The organism is Bacteroidota bacterium (assembly GCA_016183775.1).
In the GTDB taxonomy this organism is placed as follows: domain Bacteria; phylum Bacteroidota; class Bacteroidia; order JABDFU01; family JABDFU01; genus JABDFU01.
The window spans coordinates 1-20,997 of sequence record JACPDY010000031.1 but is presented as its reverse complement, the minus strand read 5'-3'; the positions used below and the strand labels follow the sequence as shown (position 1 = coordinate 20,997).

The window sequence follows — 20,997 nt, the reverse complement described above, 5'->3', positions numbered from 1 at the left end:
TTCGGCCTCATCCGCCCCAAATGGAGAAGGATTAATTATAAACAAAAGTAAGTTTTTCTGTCCTGTTAAAAAACTCTGAAAAGCCTTAAAATAGGACTATTTCAATTATAAGCTAACTACGTTTTCTTTTGTCAATTTATGTTCAGCTTCATTTTTAGAAACTGAAGGATTTATTTTACCTGTATTCACGATAAATGCTTTTTCAGCCTCAAGAATTACCTTGTTCTTTATAAGATTTTTCAGCGACAGCGTGCCAATCACATAATTATGCTGTATTCCTGAAAAACGCTCTGTAATAGTTGTAAAGCCCAACTTCGGCAATATGCTGTCATTTGTATAGCGCAAGTATATTTCCAGTTCGATATCGGTTGAATAAGCAAGTTCCTGGTGCTGCAGATGTCTTTTGTATTCATACCTGTAGTTATATCTGAGCGCGGAAATATCAGAAAGAACCGCCATCCCGGTAGGGTGTCCGCCCGCTCCTTTGCCCATAAAAAATTGAGTATCTGAAAAGGCCGCCTCTACAATTACAGCGTTATACTCATTCTCAACGTTGTATAAATAGCCCTTTTGTCTGACGAATTGCGGGATGACAAATAATGTAATATGCTTTTCATCGATCTTCTTTGCAGTTGCCACCAATTTGATCTTGTATCCCTTTTCCTTTGCGTACTGGATATCAAAATCAGAAAGATTTTGAATACCTATATTTAACACATCCTCGGGTTTAATGAATAAACCAAAACTGTGAGCCGCGATGATTATTAATTTGAATTTCGGATCGAACCCACCAACATCAAGCGTAGGGTCCGTTTCAGCAAAACCAAGGTCCTGAGCCTGTTTCAAAGCAACAGAATAACTAATACCTTCATTAAATATTTTGCTGAGAATATAATTCGATGATCCGTTAAAAATACCACTAACCGAACTCAGCAACTCATTATCATAGTATTCTTCCAGGTTCCGGATAACGGGTATACTTCCGCAGGATGAAGCTTCGTACAACAATGATACATTGTGCTTATGTTGTAAATCAACCAGTTCATCAAGGTGATTTGCCACCATTCGTTTATTCGCAGTAACTACATTCTTTCCGCTTTTTAATGCTGCAGTTACAATCTTATACGCTTCATCAGCATCATCGATCAACTCGACAATCAAATTGATCTCCGGATTATCCAGCAACTCATTTTTATCGAATGTATAAAGCTGCGGAGAAATTGTGCGTTTCTTTGTTTTATCTTTCACACAGATCTTAACCACTTCCGCTTTAAATCCTTTGCTCTTTCCCAATATGTCGTACAGGCCCTGCCCTACAACGCCGAAACCAAAAAGTCCGATTTTAATTTTGCTCATTTTTTCTCGTTTTTTTAACTATTTATAACACTGAAATATTCCACACAAGAAGGAACGCTCCTTGTTGAATTGTCTTAATTATTTGTTTGAATTTACTATTGAAATTTTTCATTCTGAATTTTGGGTTTGATGATAAAAATGGGATCCATTTTTTCTCTGGCATCAAACCTGTCATTCAGATCTGATGCATCAGCACATGCACATACAACAGCAGCAACACATATATCCAAGGATGGAGAGTGTTGCAAAGGATGAGATCCTTTTTTGAGAAACTGTTTTTGATACTGCTGATATCATATTTACCGTTGAAAAAGAATATGTTGATGCAAATATATATAATCTACCTGAATAATAGACTATTCGATCAAAAAAAATTACTTACACAAAATCGCCGTTTTTGATCAAAAAAGAGGCCTTCCAGCGCAAACTCACGGCGTAGTAAGGTTCACATTTACACTACAGCCATTTTTATCTTTAATATTTACGGAGTATGTTCCAGGACATAGTTGATTTTTATACCTATTTATGTATCCATCGGGCCAGGTATAACTGTAAGGACTCGTACCCCCGGTTGCATTTACCATTAACCACTCTTTACAACCGCATCCTGTACATGTGGCTGTACCTTTTGCGAATTCTCCTGTTAAAGCAGGCGGTGAAACTATAATTGTTGTTGAAGTTGAACTACAGCCTTTGCTGTCTGTTACCGTTACAGTGTAACTTCCTGCACCCAAACCTGAAACCGAAGAACCCGAAACCAAATTACTCCAACTATAAGTATATGCCGGAGTACCGCTACCACCGGCTGCGGTTGCTGAGCCTGTCGAAGCACCGCTGCAATTAATATTGGTTGGTGTAATTGAAACCGAAACAGAAGGATTTACAGTTACCAACGCGGTTGAAGTGGCTGTTACTCCTGTATTATCAGTTACAGTTACCGTATAAAGGGTATTGGATGAAGGACACAGATTTATACTTTGCATTGTGGATCCATTGCTCCATAAATAAGTATACGGACCGGTACCGCTACTTCCGTTTGAAGTTACTGTTGCACAGGTTCCGGGGCATATAGTAGCACCTATAGCAGTAGCAGTAATACTTCCGCAGGCTGTACCTGTAATGGTAAATGAAGCCGTTTTTGATTGATTGCAATTGCTTGTTGCAGTTACTGTATAAGTACCCGGACAAAGGCCGCTTATTGTGTTAGAAGAGTTCGTACTATTTACTGTTGAACTGCCGTTGCTCCATACATAATTATAACCCGCATCTCCACAAGTAATGTTAATGGTTGCGCTGCCATTGCAGGGAGCACATGCCGTTGAATTCACCTGGCTTTGGGTAAGCGCAGAGACAGGACTGAACTTAAGTATATAAGAATTGTCGCCATTGTTACCTGCATTTTCAAAATAAGCTCCACCGCCCGGATTAATTAACGGTAATCCTACAGCGGAAGTATAGCCTGAAAATTCTCCCCCCATAAATACGTTATTGTTCTTGTCTACCGCAACGGCGGTTCTGAAATCGTTTCGGGGTCCTCCTATGTAGCTTGACCAGATCAATGTTCCGGCATTTGTAAAGCTGGCGATAAAAGCATCCGACATGGCACTGTATGTCCCGTCAAAATAACCACATCCCGGGTCAAGAAGCGGCATAGTGGATACTGAAGTGTTTAATACTACATAAATATTTCCGCATTGATCAAGCGCTAAGTTATCATAACCATCCTGCCAGGTTGCACCACCAAAAGAAGTAGCCCATAACAAATTGCCGGCATTATCGAACTTGTAAATAAACGCGCCCCCTCCCGTAGGACTCTGGAAAAAAGTTCCCGCGTTTTGAACCGGTGTGGCTGGCTGACCAATTCCCACAGCAAAAAGATTATTGCTGCCGTCTATAGCAATAGAGGTTATCCGGTCAACACTCGTACCTCCATAATAGGTTGCCCATAAGCGGTTACCGGCATTATCGAATTTTAAGAAAAATCCTTCTTCCTGTACTCCTGCCCGCGTACCCTGGAAAAAAGTTCCCGCGTTTTGAACCGGAAAGTTACCTGAACCTGTAACTCCTGCTGCAAAAAGATTATTATTGCTGTCTATGGCAAGAGATGTTATACGATCCTGGTAGTCTCCTCCGTAAAAGGTTCCCCATAAGAGAGTCCCTGCATTAGTGAATTTTAATATAAATGCGTCTTCCCAGCCGCCAGGTGATTTCGCAGCCTGAAAGAAGGTTCCCGCGTTTTGTACGGAAAAATTAGTTGAATTAGTATATCCTCCCACAAACAGATTATTGTTGCCATCTGTAGCAAGAGAAAACACTTCATCGTTTCCCGACCCCCCGTAATAGGTGGCCCATAGGCGGTTACCTACATTGTCGAATTTTAAAATGAATCCATCATAACTACCTCCCCCTTTTGTGCCTTGAAAAAAGGTTCCTGCGTTTTGTACCGGAAGGGCAGTTGAAGAAGTTCTTCCTCCTACAAAAAGATTATTATTGCCATCGATCGCGAAGGTGTATAAGTATTCAAGCCCTCCCCCTCCATAAATCGTAGACCAAAGAATGTTTCCGGCATTACCAAATTTGGAGATGAACAGCCGACTACCACCTGTCATCGTCTGGAAATAAGTACCCGTGTTTTGTAACGGGAAGTTATTTGATTCAGTATATCCTCCGGCAAAGAGGTTGTTACTATTGTCCACAGTAAGACTTTGCAGGCCGGTAAGCGGGTTTCTTCCGAAAAAGGTTCCCCATACTAACTGGGGGTCAATTACCAAGGGGGATGTGAGATCATGCGCTGCAATATCAAAATCGACTTCTACATTATGCCGGTCAATTACGTTTTTGGTAAAGTTGCTCTTTACCTGTGCGCCTGTTTCCTGCATGTAGGAGTAGGGAGCATTTTCCGTAAGGGTACCCAGCGGAGTTTTTATTTTTATGTTGCCATTTCTGTCAATGTTTAATAAATTTTCGCTTTCGTAAACCAACTTTATTTGTTCCGGGTTGGCGCCGGGTTGCACGATAAAATCATATTTCATCCCGGCATTATCGCTGTTGTACAATACCCAGTCAATGCCGGGGTAAACTGCTTTAATGGTTATTTTTTTATAATGTTTTACACCATAAATGCCCTCGGGACAATGCGGTTGGAAATAATTAAAATGATCTTCGCTTTCGCCTTCTTTAAGAATGTTTTCTTTTTTTATGCTGGCGCCTTTCAAATGCATATTTATCCAGGCCATTTCGGTTTTTATTTTTTCTTCCTCCTGTTCGTTTTTTCCTTTTTCTTTGTGTTCTCTTCCTGTCTCTTGCTCACGTTCCTCTTCCGTTTTTGCAAATACAAAGGTCAATCCTTTTTCAGTGATGTACACATCCATGCCCCTTCCTGATACTTTAAACAAAACAAAGGGTACAGGAATATTATCCGTATTGATCATTTGCCCTTTGTTTTCAAGAAACTGAACGGGTTGTTGCTCCATACATTGTTGCGCTTTGTTTTTAAGCTCGGGATCATTCTTGCTTGTAGTGCCGGCAAATATATTCCCCATAATAAACAGAGGAAGGAATACTGACTTTAAATTGTTATTATGTATAAAGGTTTGTTTCATTAGAGTGCGGTTCGTTTTTTAAAGAAACCTCTTTTGTTATTAAATCAGGGTGCCGTGAGGTTAACATTTACGCTGCAGCCGTCCTTATCTGTAATATTTATAGAGTAATTACCTGGGCAAAGATGGTTTAAATACCTTTTGTCATATCCGCCTGGGGCGGACCAGAAGTAAGAGTAGGGACTTGTGCCGCCTGTGGCAGTTACCATGATCCATTGCTTACAGCCACATCCAATGCAGTTTGCAGAGCCTTTAGTGAATTGTCCAACTAAAGGAGGAGATGAAGTTATTATAACTGTGGCGCTGGCAGTACAACCATTGGCATCAGTAGCCGTAACAGTGTATGTTCCGGCTGCTGTAACAGTGACAGGATTGGCTGCGTTGATCAATGTGCCACCATTCCATACCATAGTATTACCTGCACTGGTACCTGTTAATGTTACACTTGTTGCGCCACAGGAAAGGTTTCCACTACTTGTAGCGTTAACACCGGGTGGAGTGCCGCTACCACTTGTTATAGTTACTGTTGTGATACCACTGCATCCGGCATTGTCCGTTAGTGTTATTGTGTACGTTACTCCTATTGTTAAACCGGTAGCCGTTGAACCCGTTTGCGCATTACTCCATAGGTAACTGTAAGGAGATGTTCCTCCTACTGGGGTTGCTGTTGCCGTTCCCGTTGTGTTACAGGAGGGATTGGTTGAAACAGCCGTTACACTAACTCCGCACAGGATACAGAACTTACCTATAAAAGGGTGTTCGCCGGAAAAACCGGAGGCTCCCGTGCCGACAGTAGTATAATAATAGGCTCCGCCACCCGGGTTAACAAGGGGATAAACGGAAGACTTTGTTGGTTCAGCGGCAGCATCTCCTGTAATAAATAGATTTGTTCCATCACTGGAAATGTAAATCCCATCATGTTCGCCATCAAATCCATAATAGGTAGCCCATTTACGTATACCGGCAGGAGTGAATTGTAATATAAATGCATCAGTCGGAACGAGTCCCATTCCGTTGATAACTACGTTACCTCGTGTTCCCTGGAAAAAAGTACATCCGCCCGGATCCAGCGTGGGAAAATTTGTTGATTGTGTATAACCTGCCACCCATATATGGGTGCCATCACTTTGTATCGAAGTGCCGGTATCATAACCACTTCCTCCGTAATAAGTAGCCCATTGCCGAACTCCGGCTGTATTGAACTTTAATATATACACATCATTAAGGCCGGCATTCGCGGCCTGGTTATAGGCTCCGGCAAGATTTTGAAGGGGGAGATTTGTTGAATTAGTTGTTCCTGTTATACATACATTGGTGCCATCGCTATGGATTGAGCCTCCTATAGTATGCGAGTCTGAGCCATTCCCCCCATAATAGGTAGCCCATAATAATACACTGGCCGTACTGAACTTAAGTATGAACGCATCATTGGTTCCTCCTGCATTTGTTACCTGGTTATACGCCCCGGCAAGATTTTGGACAGGAAAATTTGTTGAAGATGTTCCTCCCGTAACCCAGGCATTTGTGCCGTCACTCGTGATGGAATTGCCTGCTTCAGAGCCGCTTCCTCCGTAATAAGTAGCCCATGTGCAAACTCCTGCTGTATTCAACTTCAATATAAAGACATCGTTGCTTCCTGCATTCGTTGCCTGATTATAAGCACCCGCAAGGTTTTGTACGGGAAAATTTGTTGAGGCTGTTGTTCCGGTTACCCAAATAGTGGTTCCGTCGCTCATGATGGAAGCGCTTCCATCAGAACCGCTCCCTCCATAATAGGTAGCCCATTGCCGCACTCCTGCCACATTGAATTTTAATATAAAGGCGTCGGCGCTTCCTGCATTAGTTGCCTGGTTATAGGCTCCTGCAAGGTTCTGGATAGGAAAATTTGTTGAAGCTGCTGATCCCGTTACCCAAACATTTGTGCCGTCGCTATTAATGGAAGAGCCCGCATCAAAACCATTACTACCCCCGTAGTAAGTAGCCCATTTAAGTACTCCCGCTGTATTGAATTGTAATATAAATCCATTTTGTCCATTGGCTGTCCCTAATGCACCCTGGAAATAGGCCCCGCCACCGGGATTTAACGTGGGAAAATTGACTCTGTAGGAATATCCTGTTATCCAAATATTGGTGCCGTCATCATGCAAAGCCGCAACCTCATGCCACATACCTGTCCCTGCATAAAAGGTAGCCCACACAAGGGTTGGGTCGATAACAAGGAGTTCGTTGCGGTTATATTTTCCTAATTTAAATCCCACATCGTTTCCTCTTACTATATATTCCGATGTTATTATTTTTTGTCCCCGCCCCTGAAGGGAGGAAGCAATATCGGTTCCCATATAGGTTATTGGCGCGCCTTCTGTTATATCTCCCAGCGGAGTATGTATTTTTACCGAACCATCTTTTTGTAATTGCGGCTTATCTGTCCATTTATACCTGAGTTTTATTACAGAAGGGTCGGCTCCGGGATGTACGACAAAGTTATATTTCAATCCACCCATTGACCCGCTTTCCTCTGAGAAAGCTTGATGGGAAGACTCTAATACCCAGTCTATGCCCGGATAAATATTTTTTATAGTGATCTTTCCGTAGTTGTATACATTCTGTATGCCATCGGAACAAATGCCGCCGAGGTAATAGTTAGTGAAGCCTTCATTCTGCTCTTCTTTTACAATATTCTCTTTTCGTATATCTGCACCTACCAGTTCCACATCCGCACGGCAATACGGCCCTCTCAGGTACTCTAACTCATGTAATATTCCATCTTCATCTTCTTCTTCATATTCTTCAAAACGGGTAAGCACATAACTAAGCCCTGTAGTAGTAACGTATAAATCGGCACCTGTTGTATTGGTTTTATATAATAAACTGTTTAAAGGGTTCCCTTGCATATCACTCATTTGCCCTTTGTTTTCTAAAAACCTTAAGGGTTGGTTTTTAATCCATTGGTTCACTTTCTTTTTAAGTTCAGTTTTATTTCCTGTTTTTTCTGCAAACAGGGAAAAACCAGGGAAGAAAAAAATAAGGCATAAAATATTTATACAAAAGCGAACATAGGATTTTTTACTTGTTGCACTGGCTATTGTTTCCATAGGTTTTGTTTTTACCCCTTGCTGCTGTTTTTACCTGTTTTTTTGTTATAAATGTTAGCTAACTTGTGATTCATGGGTTTTAAATTTATCTAAGGTGAAGAAATGTTTACATTCACACCGCACCCATTTTTATCTTTAATATTTATCGTATGCGTACCCGGGCAAAGCTGATTCTTGTACCTGTTAGAATATCCATCCGGCCAGGAATAGGTGTAAGGGCTTGTGCCGCCAACAGCATTTACCATTAACCACTCTTTACAACCACATCCTGCACAGGTGGCTGTGCCTTTTGTAAATTGTCCTGTTAAAGCCGGCGGTGCAACTATAGTTGTTGTGGAAGTTGAAGTGCAGCCTTTGCTGTCTGTTACCGTTACAGTGTAACTTCCTGCACCCAAACCTGAGACCGTAGCACCCGAAACCAAATTACTCCAACTATAAGTATATGCCGGAGTACCGCTACCACCTGCTGCGGTTGCTGAGCCTGTCGAAGCACCGCTGCAATTAATATTGGTGGGTGAAATTGAAACGAAAACAACTGGATCCACAGTTACCAAAGCTGTTGAAGTGGCTGTTGCCCCTGTATTATCTTTTACCGTAACCGTATAAGTAGTGGTAGCGGTTGGGCAAGCATTAACACTTGCACCGGTAGAAGCACTAAGGTTTGTACCAGGAGACCACGTATACGTATAAGGTGCTGTACCACCAGCACCTGCGGCTGTTAAGGTTGGACATGACGTAGCACCGGCACATTTTGTGGCTGAATTAACAGATGCTGTTATACCTCCGCAAACAGTGCCTGAAATTGTAAATGATGCAGTTTGCGATTGGTTGCAACTGCTTGTTGCCGTAACAGTATATGTGCCCGCACATAAACCTGAAATTGTATTGGATGCGTTGGTGCTATTTAATATTGAACTGCCATTGCTCCAGGTATAATTGTAACTAGGTTCGCCACAATTTAAATTAATTGTTGCAGTGCCATTGCAAGGCGCGCAGGAGGTAGAATTTATTTGGCTTTGTGTAAAACTCATGGGAGTAAACTTAGCTAGAAAGCCATCGTCGAAACCGTTTGTTGTCCCGTCATAATATCCGATTAGTGAATTACTTAATGGGTAAGTGGCCTCATTAATAGTTACAGAACCAAAGCCGGATGTTGAAGTCCATTCTCCCGAAACAAAAAGGTTGCTTGAGTTATCAACAGCGATGGGAGCACGGAAATCGGACCCGTTCCCTCCAAAATAGCTTGCCCACTGGAGAATTCCTGTATTTGAAAAACGAATCAAAAACTGGTCATCCACTCCACCCCGCACGTTGTCAAAATAACCTCCATTGCACATGGCCTTACAGGTAATATCTGTTGATGTTGTTTCGAAACTTACATATACATTCCCACACTTATCAATTGTTATGTTATCATGAGATGATTTGCTCCAATCCAACGAGGCGTATTCATCTCCGCTTCCTCCATAAAGTGTAGCCCATAAACGATTTCCTATATTGTCAAATTTTAAAATGAACGCATCGTAGGTACCTCCCAAAGTGTTATCAAAGTACGTTCCCGCATCTTGTAATGGAAAAGCCCCTGCTGCAATACTTGTAAGTCCGGTAACAAACACGTTGCCGTTGCCATCTGTAGCAATCGATTTGCCAATATCATCGTAGATACCTCCATAATAGGTTGCCCAAAGCCGGTTTCCGGAATTGTCAAACTTAAGAATAAATGCATCTTTATCAGAACCAGGCTTTACTCCTTTAAAGTACCCGGAAGGGCAGGCGCCACAACAACTTGCCCCATTGCATATCGGGAAACTTTTTGATGAGGTTTCTCCGGTAACAAATACATTATCGTTTACATCAACAGCTATTGCATAACCAATTTCCTTCATTCCGGTTACGAGATTCCCCGGTCCCCCGTAATATGTTCCCCACAGACGAGTGCCGGAATTAGAAAACTTCAAAATGAAAGCATCTGCTGCGTTAAGATTTGTTTGAAAGTAGTTTCCTGAATCAAATACAGGGAAGGTGGCATAGCCAGCCTGTCCGGTTACAAATACATTGCCCTGGCTATCGGTGGCAATTCCAAATGCCAAATCATCGCTATCACCTCCGTAATATGTTGCCCATAGACGATTACCGCTATTTGAAAATTTCAACATAAACATATCATAATTACCTCCGGCAAATGCCCCTTGAAGGTATGCCATTGGACAAGTGACACAACACGCTGTACCGTTACAAGTAGGAAAATTAAGTGAGTTTTTAAATATAAAACCGGTAACAAATACATTGCCGTTTGGATCAGTAGCAATGGCAGAACCCCACTCATTACCACTACCACCGTAAAAAGTAGCCCAAATGAGCATCACGGAATTTGAAAATTTCAGAATAAAAACATCATTATCTCCGGTATTTATTCCATCGAAATAAGTGCCTGCATTCTGAACAGGAAAATCAATTGAAGCGGTGTATCCTGTTACAAAAAGGTTTCCTGTATTATCAATTGCCACCGACATCGGTCCCTCAATCAAATTTCCTCCATAAAATGTTCCCCAAACAAGTTGAGGGTCAATGACTATAGTTTGAAAGTTGGAAAGTTGGAGATTGAAGGCAATTTGGGTTTCATATCCTTCGCCTTTATCTGAAGTGTTACAAGTAATTACTTTGGTCTTTATAAAGTGCGATGCAATATTTTCTTTTGTTTCTTGAATGTAACTGACAGGAGCATTTTCTGTTAATCTTCCATAAGACGTTTTTATTTGTATGTTACCTTGTTCGTCAATATTTAATTGATTCTTTGAGCGATAAAGCAGTTTTATATTGTTGGGATCAGCGCCGGGATGTACTATGAAATCGTACTTGAATCCTGTTTTGTTAGAATTGTAAAATACCCAATCAATATTTGAGTAAACATTTTTTATTGTTATTTTTTCATAACTGTGTACTTCAGTAATTCCATTTGGACAATGCCCTAAAAAGTATTGGTTAAAGTAATTTGATTTGCCTTCTGTTACAATGTTTTCTTTTTTTATGCTTGCTCCACCAAGTTCCAAGTCAATGCGGCTCCATTTTATTTTAGTTTCTTCTTCCTCATTCTCTCGTATGCTGATCGGAGTTGAAGCATCTTCCGGTTCAAAAAACATATATGTTAAACCTTTTTCGGTGATGAAAAGATTTACTCCCGGCGCTTCGGCTTTGAATAAAACAAAAGGCACAGGTTTGCCATTCATATCTACCATCTGACCTTTGTTTTCTAAAAATTGCACAGGGTTATTTCGCAGGGAGTTCTGCATTTGCTCTTTTTGCTCGGGACTTGTTTTTTCGATACCGGCTAAAGAATTATTTGGTATTAGGCATTCCAAAACAATTAGCAACTGAATTGCAGTGATAAAGATGTAGTTTTTTCTCATTTCATAATTTTTAAATTTAGGACTTACGCAAAAACGAGCGAAGGCTGTTTTAGCTGTTGAATTAGGTATTGTTTCCATTGGCCTACTATCATCATTTATTCAACATTCGTTACCAGTACAACTTGGTAACGATTCGCGGTACAGTCATGGTGCAGTAAGATTAAGATTTACACTACACCCGTTTTTATCTATAATATTTATAGTATATGTTCCCGCGCATAACTGATTTTTATACCTGTTTATATATCCATCGGGCCAGGTATAACTATAAGGACTCGTGCCACCGGTTGCATTTACCATTAACCATTCTTTGCAGCCACATGCTGCACAGGCGGCTGTACCTTTGGTAAATTGCCCTGTTAAAGCCGGCGGTGCAACTATAGTTGTTGTGGAGGTTGAAGTGCAGCCTTTGCTGTCTGTTACCGTTACAGTGTAACTTCCTGAACCCAAACCTGAGACCGCGGAGCCCGAAACCAAATTACTCCAACTATAAGTATATGCCGGAGTACCGCTACCACCTGCTGCGGTTGCTGAGCCTGTCGAAGCACCGCTGCAATTAATATTGGTTGGTGTAATTGAAACCGAAACAGAAGGATTTACAGTTACCAACGCGGTTGAAGTGGCTGTTGCTCCTGTATTATCAGTTACAGTTACCGTATAAAGGGTATTGGATGAAGGCCACGGATTTATACTTTGCGTTGCAGATCCATTGCTCCATAAATAAGTATACGGACCGGTGCCGCTGCTTCCATTAGCAGTTACTGTTGCGCAGGTTCCCGAACATACACTGACACTTGCTGCTGTAACAGTTACACCTCCGCAAGATGTAACTGTGATATAATTCATATTAATAATACTATCCTTTTTACAGGCAGTAGTAAGCACTAATTTTACAGCATAATTACCCGCTGAGGGGTAAGTGACCACAGGTTTCACCAAAGTTGAGCCTGCAGGATTTCCACCTGTAAAGGTCCATTGGAATCGATAGCCTGTAGTATCACAGCTATTGCTTACTGCAGGCGTAAAAGTAACAGGCAGATTGGTACACACATTCGTAGCACTTGCAGTATAACTTAAACCAAGCACTTTGGCTTCGCAAATGTTAATACAAAGCTGAGAGATGAAGGCATCTCCGCCGCCTGTATACACATTTGAAGAAACCGGGCCGGCATATATTGTTTGAAAAGCGCCAGTGGTTACAGGGTAACCCCCTGTTGTAATACCGGTAAGATATAACACATTTCCATAAACAGAAATCCCTCCGCCTCCGTTTTGGCTGCCATCCATATCATCCTCCCCTGTGCCACCCAGATAGGTTATACAAAGCTGCTTTCCTGTGGGACTGTATTTTGCTATGAACTGATCTTCCGGATATGGCGCGGGGCCACCTCCAAAATTTGTCTGGTATGCACAAGTACTGATCGGATAGGTTCCGGCATTAGCGTCTTCAAACTCTCCGACAAAGTAAATGTTGTTATTTACATCCACTGCTGTTGAATAGGCCTGTACGGGCTGATTTCCTCCAAGGAAAGTAGCCCATAACCGGACACCTGCGTTATTAAATTTAACAAGGAAACCCTTTTGTCCACCACCAACCGCTTGCTGAACTATATTTCCACAGCAGGAACCGATCGGTAAGTTAGCTGAATATGTATACCCCGATATAATTGCATTACCTGCAAAATCAACTGTCATTCCCCAGGCATAATCGCCGCCACTATTTGTTGCGCCATAATAGGTTGACCACAATAAAACTCCTGTAGAACTAAATTTCGTCACATATGAATTATTGCCACAGCCGAATCCGATATTCGGAAACATACAACTGCCAAACCCCTGAAAGTACGCTCCACCTCCGGGATTTAATAGAGGGTAATTAGCAGAGTTAGTATAGCCTGTTATAAAAATATTTCCGGAAGGAATATGGCAATCAATTCCGGTGGAAGTTTCACTTTTTGAGCCACCTATATAAGTTGCCCAAATTCGACTTCCTGCTGAAGTAAATTTGGCAACAAAAGCATCACCCCCGGCATTTACCGTCACCTGAAAAGCTCCGGCAGTTGATATCGCGTTGGGTGAAGAAGTTCTTCCATACAAATACACATTTGCACCATCAGTCGCAACATCAGAGCTCCAATCACTGCTTGTTCCTCCATAATATGTAGCCCATTGCCTTATACCACCTGAATCAAATTGTATTAAAAAAGCTTCGCCACCCCCTCCATTTATCGTTTGATGAGAGACCGCTGATACGGGAAAATTAACAGAACCTGTGCCTCCGGATACTAATACATTTCCAGTACCATCACAAGCAACTCCTCCGGCACCATCACTGCTTGCTCCTCCATAATAGGTAGCCCATAAGCGATTGCCCGCAGCTCCCATTTTTACCACAAAAACATCACCAAACCCGGCTGATGCAAGAGAGGTTTGAGTTGCACCAACTGTAGTCGGAAAATTAGGTGAAATTGTATTTCCGATAAAAACGACATTTCCTGTTTTGTCGGTTGTTACTGAAATCCCTTCCTCCCTATTGTTACCCCCGTAATAAGACAACCACGGGTCTATTACTAAAGAAAATGAAGGGTTGTAAATTCCGAGTTCGAAGGTTACTTCGTAGATATGAGATTTGAGACATGAGATATGAGGATTTTTTGCAGTGTTGCTTTTTTCTCTCACGTCTAACATCTCACATCTCATATCTAATTTGTACTTTGCTTTTACATCAATAATTTTTCCCTTGACTGTTAAGGTATATGCTTTCAGCTCCTTTCCAACTGAATTTTATTTGGTTGGGGTCGGCATGTGGCTGCACGATGAGATCGTATTTAACACCTTTTTGCTTGTCTGAACCTGTGGTGAGCGAAGCAGAACCATAATAAGTAATATCAATATTATTGTAAATGTTCTTATAAGTTACTTTGTTATACTGATGTACGTTGGTTACACCTTCCGGACAGTGGGAGTAATAATAATTTTGATACCCTTCCACTTCACCTTCATTAAGTAACCTGATTTTGGAATTCGTCCCTTCAAAATCCATATCCACACGATGTACTTTAATGCTTTCATTTTTCATCAGCTCATCTTGCTTTGCGTGTTCTTCAGCCTCGGTTATTATTCCGGCTTTTACTAACTCTTCTACCTTTTCATGTACATCATGCATTACTTCGCCCATATCGTTATAAACATAGCTTATGCCTGTTTTGCGGAGGTATATATCAGCCCCGTTTCCTTCGCTTTGGTATAACACATCAGCACAGAATTTGCCGTTCATGTCGGCTATCTGTCCTTTGTTGGGAGTAAAAGGCATGCCCTTTCCTGTGCTGAGCCCTACGGCTGCGCTTTGGGCAGGCTGTGCCGAAGTGCCCTGTAAGTTTTGTTTAGTCGTTGTCTGCTCTTTTTCAATAAGCACATCTTCACCTTTAGCAATACCAGCACCGGCAAAAAGCAAAAGCAAAAGCAAAGAAATGACATATCTTACTTTCACAACATTTGCAAATTCAGACTTATGATTTGTATTGGTCATCATGCGGGATAAATTAACGTTAATTCAACTCCTGTAAAGATCGTATTTCAAATTTAAAGAAGACAGATCCAAATCAATAACCAATTTTTGACTATTAATAACAATTCTGAATTTGATATAACATCAAATTTTATTATATTCAGGCATATTTTGTTAATAAAAATAACATGTCTAATAAGAGCTCCGCGGACCTTTACTACCTGATAAAATCTCTTTCGAAGACGGAAAAAAGATATTTTACGACAAATACATTGCAAAAAAAAGGCAAAAAAGAGAATCTCTTCGAAATTCTCTTTAACACGATAGAAGATCAAAGAGAATTTAACGAAGATACGCCCCTCATAAAAGGAAATAAAATTCCCCATTTGCCGATGATAAAAAAACGGCTTTTTGAAATGATACTTAAAAGTATGGAAATGTATCATCTGGAAAACTCCCTGGAAAACAAATTACGGAGTACAATCAATAAGATCGAATTCTTATTCCATAAGGGATTGAATGAACCCTGCGCGAAACTTATCAAAAAAGCAAAGAAAGTAGCTAAGGAAAATGAATTATGGGAACAATTGATCGAGATTCTGAACCTGGAAAGTTTGTTATTGGCTGCTTATAACAGATCGACTTATGCCGACAGACTAAGATTGAAAAGCCATAAAGAGGCGCTTACCGCCTTACATCAATTAAAAAACAGGTTGGACTATCTTAAACTAAGCATTGAGATCACAGAATTGGGAAGAGGAAGACAAACAATACGAAAGAAAAATGAGATCAAATATATTAATTCCATTTTAGCAAACCCTCTTTTGAAAAGTGAGAAAATGGCGCTTTCTTTAAAAAGCAAATCTACCTTTTACTTTCTTTTATCAAGGGGAGCGTTAATGAAATTCAGAAACAAAAAAGCTCTTCAATACGCAGATAGATATGTAAAATTTTCGACTCCCAGAAAAAATCCCTCCCTGGCAAGTATATTAACTTACTTTAATTCATTAGCCGGATACCTCCAATTTTGCCTTGAAGAGAAAAACTACAGTGAAGCAGAAATTGCTGTAATAAAATTAAAATCTATTCCCCTTCAATACAATATAAAAGGCAGTGATTTCCTTCAATCCAGCATCTACTCTATGTCAACCGGTTCTTTGTTTTCCATTTATCTTGACACCGGGCAATTTCATAAATCATTGCAGCTTGTCAGGGAAGTTGAAGAAAACAAAGTAATCATTGAAAAAAACTTAAGTACATCAAACAAGATCGTATTAAACTTCTATTTTTTTTACACTTATTTTGGATTGGAAAATTACAGATCAGCCCTGGTATGGTTAAATAACACCATAGATTTGATCGCGAAAACCGGCTTGCGTGAAGATATTTATTCGATATGCAAAATTCTGATCCTTCTTGTTCATTACGAATTAGGAAACCTTGATCTCCTATCTTATATAGGAAAATCCGCTTTCCGGAAGCTGGACAAACTGAAAGAGTTGCATCAATTTGAATTCATCATGCTTGATTTTTTCAACAAAAAACTTCCGGAAGTAAATAATGACAAAGAACGTATAGAGTTATTCCAAGCCCTCAAAGACGAGCTGGAAAAATTAAAAAATTATTCTGAAAGATCTGCGATGAGAAATTTTGATCTGATCTCCTGGATAGATTCTAAAATTGAGAACCACTCTTTTATGAGTATTGTACAGAAAAAGGCAGAAAAGGAGTTTACCCTTCAGGCAGCTAAATGAGAATTCAGGACCAGGCAATATTTACATTTATGCTGCAGACATTCTTATTTCTTCAGGGAGCCGTTAATTGTATAAATCAATATTCTAAATTCTGCCACTCGCATATTCTCTTTCATCCAATTCCATATTTATTCCTGTTTTTTTAGTATTATTGTAATCATAAATTTAAATCCTTTACATGGCTAAAGTTGCGTTAATAACCGGGGTTACCGGTCAGGATGGTGCTTATTTGAGTGATTTTTTATTAAAAAAGGGATATATTGTGCATGGAATAAAAAGAAGGAGCTCTCTTTTTAATACATCCAGAATTGACCATTTGTACAAAGATGTGCATGAAAACAAGGTTAATTTTTTCCTGCACTATGGCGATCTGACGGATTCAACAAACCTTATCCGGATCGTACAGGAAGTTCAGCCCGATGAAGTGTATAATCTCGCAGCTCAATCCCATGTAAAAGTATCGTTCGAAACCCCTGAATATACCGCCAATGCTGATGGAATAGGCACATTGCGTTTATTAGAGGCCATCCGGATATTAGGCAGAGAGAAAAAAACAAAATTTTACCAGGCTTCAACATCTGAGCTTTATGGGCTGGTGCAGGAGATCCCACAGCGGGAAACAACTCCTTTTTATCCGCGCAGTCCGTATGGTGTTGCTAAACTTTACGCGTTCTGGATCACAAAAAATTACCGTGAATCATATGATATGTTTGCCTGTAATGGCATTTTATTCAACCATGAAAGCCCCCTTCGCGGAGAAACATTTGTTACACGCAAAATCACACGCGCAGCAGCTAAAATAAGTTTAGGCCTGCAGCAGAAATTATTCCTCGGAAATATTGATTCTGAACGCGATTGGGGACATGCTAAGGATTATGTTGAAGGAATGTGGCTAATGATGCAACAGGACAAAGCCGAAGATTATGTTTTAGCCACCGGAAAAAAAGTTTCTGTCCGGAAATTTGTTGAGATGGCGTTTAAGGAAGTTGGTATCGAGCTGAAATGGCAGGGTAAAGGAGTGGATGAAAAGGGTACCAATGCTGCTACTGGAAAAATTGTTGTTGAAATCGATCCGCGTTATTTTCGCCCAAGTGAGGTAGATCTGTTAGTGGGAGATGCTTCTAAAGCAAAAAACGACCTGGGATGGGAGCCTAAATACACTGTTGAAGAGCTTTGCAAAGAAATGGTTCAGGCAGACCTGAAACTATTTGAGAAGGACAAATACCTGCTGGAAGGCGGGCATGATATAATGAATTTTCACGAATAAGACCTCTCCCCGACCCTCTCCGAAGGAACGTTAGAAAAATGAATAAAACAGATAAAATATACGTAGCCGGTCACAGGGGAATGGTGGGATCTGCTATTATCCGCAGGCTGGAAACTTTAGGTTTTACAAATATTGTTACGCGCACCTCGTCCGAAATGGATCTGCGCAACCAAATGGCTGTGGAAGCATTCTTTAAAACAGAAAAGCCTGATCGTGTTTTTTTAGCCGCTGCAAAAGTCGGAGGAATTAATGCAAACAATACTTTCCGCGCCGAATTTATCTATGATAACCTGCTGATACAATCGAATATCATTCACCACTCGTACATAAATAAGGTGAAGAAACTGATGTTCCTTGGTTCATCATGTATATACCCTAAACTGGCGCCTCAGCCTCTCAAAGAAGAATATTTGCTTACCGGACTTTTAGAGAATACCAATGAACCTTATGCCATAGCCAAGATCGCAGGCATTAAAATGTGCGATGCGTACCGGAGCCAGTATGGCTGTAACTTTGTGTCAGTAATGCCCACAAACCTCTATGGACCGAACGACAGCTATGATCTGAACAATTCACATGTTTTACCGGCGTTGCTGCGAAAGGTTCATACCGCGAAGACTAAAGGCAGTCTGTTCGTTGAAGTGTGGGGCAGCGGCAGTCCGCGCAGGGAGTTTTTACATGTTGATGATATGGCTGATGCTTCTGTATTTTTAATGGAAAATTATAATGAACCCGGACAGATCAATATTGGCTGCGGGGAAGACCTGACCATAAAAGATCTCGCATTAATGATCAAAAAGATCGTCGGCTATACCGGCGAGCTGAAATTTGATTCTTCAAAACCCGACGGCACACCGCGTAAATTGCTTGATGTTACGAAGCTGCATTCATTAGGATGGAAGCACAAAATAGACCTGGAAGAAGGTATACGATCTGTTTACGAAAATGTAAAAGCCGCTAAACTATTTGTATGATAACAGGGATGACATCGCTCAGAGCAACATCATCCCTAAAGAATTAAAAAATTAAAAACACTCACCATGAAATTCAGAGCAGAAATTGACGTAATGCCATTAAAAGCATTGCTTGACCCGCAAGGTAAAGCTGTTACGGGCAGTATGAAAAACATTGGTTTGCCCGAAGTGCAAAACGTTCGTATTGGAAAACATATTACCCTGGAATTGGAAGCACCTTCCAAAGATACCGCCACAGCTAAAGTTGACGAAGCCTGCAAAAAACTCCTGGCCAACCAGATCATGGAAAGCTACGAGTTTGAGATTTTCGAGAATAAGTAGAATTAAATCATTCCTGCGGACAATACACTAATGCGAAGCCTCGTATGCTCCAGAATGATTTGATACAAATTGGTATTATCTGCCAATAACAATCCAACCGGTGCCATTACTTTGTATTTGGATGCGCTGACCGCCACTAATGTTCGTAATATTTGTATTTGTAACATCATCATAAATACTTCCGCCACCGGAAAAAGAAATATTTTTTGCTCCAATTCCACTGTTTGCAATCAAAATATAAACTCTACCTAAACAAGTGGCCGCATTAGGCAATTCCACATCCGCAATTGCATTCATTATATGTATTGTATAGTGAGTATCATTAACGACAAAAGTACCGGTTGCAGACGCAGTAGTAACATATGGTACTGTTAAAGATCCGGCAACTTCCAGTCTTGAATTTGGATTTGTTGTGTTTATGCCAATATTTTTAGTAAGACAGTTTCCATAAATGGTGTTGCCGATGTTAAGTTGATCGTTGGCAGTAGCACTCGGAGCGATTGTGTTCGCCCCTACCATAATATTTCTTAATCCAGTAGTTAAATTTTTTCCGGCACCACTACCAATTCCGGTATTAAAGTCACCGTTACTATTAAAAAGAGCTTCAAATCCAACAGCCGAATTATTATTGCCAACAATATTCCAATTTAAAGATATATTACCAATGGCCGAATTATTATTGCCACTGTCGTTGTTAGACAAAGCGTCTTCACCACAAGCTGTATTGAAACTACCCGTTGAGTTTACGCCCAATGCATCCTTTCCAATTGCGGCATTATCGAGACCTGTTGTGTTGTACCGCATTGAATTTCTACCAATAGCTGTATTATCTGTTCCTGTGGTATTATTAAGCAAAGCGTCCTTCCCGACCGCCGTACATGAGTTGGCCGAAAAAAGTGGTGAACTTAATGCCCGATGACCAATGGCAATGTTAGAGTTTCCGGAAATATTTACAAATGAACCCACACCAAAAGCAGTATTGGTAGCGTCTAAAAATCCGGCTCTGATATTAAATCTTTTAAATACCAAATCTTTATCGTCAGTAGTTCCAATGAAATTCAAATTCGGGCTACTTCCTGTGTTGCCCATTATATTCCACGCATTAGCCGCACCTGCAGAAAATAATGAATACGGCACACTCAACAATTCACTCGTTCCGGCTATCGTGTAATTTGCTCCTCCGGCAGGGTCAATTTCTGTTTTAATAAAGTATGGGCCGGCACCCCAATTAATTGCGGCAAAAGAGCCGGCAACAGTTACTCCGGAGCCAATTTCGAAAGTAGTTAAACCATTTGCATTTGTTGTAACAGAATGTGTTTCTGCAAAAACTGAAGCGCCGGTGGAAGAACCTTGCAAAATACTTATTTGCACACCAATTGCACTATTGACCATTAATGCATTGCCTCCGTTTCGCACCACTGTTTGATAACTCATTTTTTGTGGCGCTTGTGCGAATACCCCAAATGTAATTAATAGTATTACTAAAATAATGTATCTCTGTTTCATTTTTTTAATTTTTAATGAGTTCCATTACTGTTTTGATGTATATATATAACGTTCTTTGAAAGTATTGTTATTATTGAGTTACAGGGCTTTTAGTTGCTAAGACGATTTGAAATTGATTCAGCATTTTTTGAGTGTAATATGCTCAAAATCAGCGCTAAATGAATCAAGGTAAATATGTTTTTTCGCAGTTGACCGATCTTTTATCACAAACAA

Annotated in this window: 11 protein-coding genes; 4 read left to right on the top strand and 7 right to left on the bottom strand. The window is 40.5% G+C overall.

Annotation, left to right across the window (positions count from 1 at the left end; all coding sequences use genetic code 11):
* Positions 1–105 precede the first annotated feature (105 nt).
* The 6 genes from HYU69_04145 to HYU69_04120 form a co-directional block, all read right to left on the bottom strand.
* Positions 106–1,356: a homoserine dehydrogenase gene (locus HYU69_04145; GenBank protein MBI2269532.1), complete on the bottom strand. Its 1,251-nt coding sequence runs from the start codon at positions 1,354–1,356 to the stop codon at positions 106–108.
* A gap of 428 nt (positions 1,357–1,784) precedes the next feature.
* Positions 1,785–4,958 carry an SBBP repeat-containing protein gene (locus HYU69_04140; protein ID MBI2269531.1) on the bottom strand — a complete coding sequence of 1,058 codons (3,174 nt, stop codon included), beginning with the start codon at positions 4,956–4,958 and terminating at the stop codon, positions 1,785–1,787.
* A 44-nt stretch (positions 4,959–5,002) separates the two neighbouring features.
* Positions 5,003–8,047 (bottom strand): hypothetical protein, encoded by a 3,045-nt coding sequence (locus HYU69_04135; protein MBI2269530.1) that lies wholly within the window; start codon positions 8,045–8,047, stop codon positions 5,003–5,005.
* 89 nt (positions 8,048–8,136) lie between these two features.
* Positions 8,137–11,454, bottom strand: coding sequence for an SBBP repeat-containing protein (locus HYU69_04130; protein ID MBI2269529.1), 3,318 nt, complete (start codon positions 11,452–11,454; stop codon positions 8,137–8,139).
* A 144-nt stretch (positions 11,455–11,598) separates the two neighbouring features.
* The gene (locus HYU69_04125; GenBank protein MBI2269528.1) at positions 11,599–14,142 is read right to left on the bottom strand and encodes a hypothetical protein; all 2,544 of its coding nucleotides are present in this window, start codon (positions 14,140–14,142) and stop codon (positions 11,599–11,601) included.
* Positions 14,143–14,179: 37 nt separating this feature from the next.
* Positions 14,180–14,986 carry a hypothetical protein gene (locus tag HYU69_04120; protein MBI2269527.1) on the bottom strand — a complete coding sequence of 269 codons (807 nt, stop codon included), beginning with the start codon at positions 14,984–14,986 and terminating at the stop codon, positions 14,180–14,182.
* A 164-nt stretch (positions 14,987–15,150) separates the two neighbouring features.
* Between HYU69_04120 and HYU69_04115 the strand changes: the two genes are divergently transcribed.
* The 4 genes from HYU69_04115 (at position 15,151) to purS (ending at position 19,278) form a co-directional block, all read left to right on the top strand.
* The gene (locus HYU69_04115; protein MBI2269526.1) at positions 15,151–16,716 is read left to right on the top strand and encodes a hypothetical protein; all 1,566 of its coding nucleotides are present in this window, start codon (positions 15,151–15,153) and stop codon (positions 16,714–16,716) included.
* 178 nt (positions 16,717–16,894) lie between these two features.
* Positions 16,895–17,983: a GDP-mannose 4,6-dehydratase gene (gene gmd / locus HYU69_04110; protein MBI2269525.1), complete on the top strand. Its 1,089-nt coding sequence runs from the start codon at positions 16,895–16,897 to the stop codon at positions 17,981–17,983.
* Between the two features lie 38 nt (positions 17,984–18,021).
* Positions 18,022–18,957, top strand: a complete 936-nt coding sequence (locus tag HYU69_04105; GenBank protein ID MBI2269524.1) for a GDP-L-fucose synthase — start codon at positions 18,022–18,024, stop codon at positions 18,955–18,957.
* A 66-nt stretch (positions 18,958–19,023) separates the two neighbouring features.
* Complete coding sequence (gene purS / locus HYU69_04100) at positions 19,024–19,278, top strand: phosphoribosylformylglycinamidine synthase subunit PurS (GenBank protein ID MBI2269523.1); 255 nt, start codon at positions 19,024–19,026, stop codon at positions 19,276–19,278.
* A gap of 75 nt (positions 19,279–19,353) precedes the next feature.
* Here the strand turns inward: purS and HYU69_04095 are convergent, their stop codons facing one another.
* A complete protein-coding gene (locus HYU69_04095) occupies positions 19,354–20,784 on the bottom strand; it encodes a hypothetical protein (GenBank protein ID MBI2269522.1) in 1,431 nt (476 codons plus the stop codon).
* Between the last annotated feature and the right edge of the window lie 213 nt (positions 20,785–20,997).

Coding starts and splice junctions, on each gene's coding strand:
- HYU69_04145 (MBI2269532.1), bottom strand. CDS start 1,356: ATGAGCAAAATTAAAATCGGACTTTTTGGTTTCGGCGTTGTAGGGCAG.
- HYU69_04140 (MBI2269531.1), bottom strand. CDS start 4,958: ATGAAACAAACCTTTATACATAATAACAATTTAAAGTCAGTATTCCTT.
- HYU69_04135 (MBI2269530.1), bottom strand. CDS start 8,047: ATGGAAACAATAGCCAGTGCAACAAGTAAAAAATCCTATGTTCGCTTT.
- HYU69_04130 (MBI2269529.1), bottom strand. CDS start 11,454: ATGAGAAAAAACTACATCTTTATCACTGCAATTCAGTTGCTAATTGTT.
- HYU69_04125 (MBI2269528.1), bottom strand. CDS start 14,142: ATGTTAGACGTGAGAGAAAAAAGCAACACTGCAAAAAATCCTCATATC.
- HYU69_04120 (MBI2269527.1), bottom strand. CDS start 14,986: ATGATGACCAATACAAATCATAAGTCTGAATTTGCAAATGTTGTGAAA.
- HYU69_04115 (MBI2269526.1), top strand. CDS start 15,151: ATGTCTAATAAGAGCTCCGCGGACCTTTACTACCTGATAAAATCTCTT.
- gmd (MBI2269525.1), top strand. CDS start 16,895: ATGGCTAAAGTTGCGTTAATAACCGGGGTTACCGGTCAGGATGGTGCT.
- HYU69_04105 (MBI2269524.1), top strand. CDS start 18,022: ATGAATAAAACAGATAAAATATACGTAGCCGGTCACAGGGGAATGGTG.
- purS (MBI2269523.1), top strand. CDS start 19,024: ATGAAATTCAGAGCAGAAATTGACGTAATGCCATTAAAAGCATTGCTT.
- HYU69_04095 (MBI2269522.1), bottom strand. CDS start 20,784: ATGAAACAGAGATACATTATTTTAGTAATACTATTAATTACATTTGGG.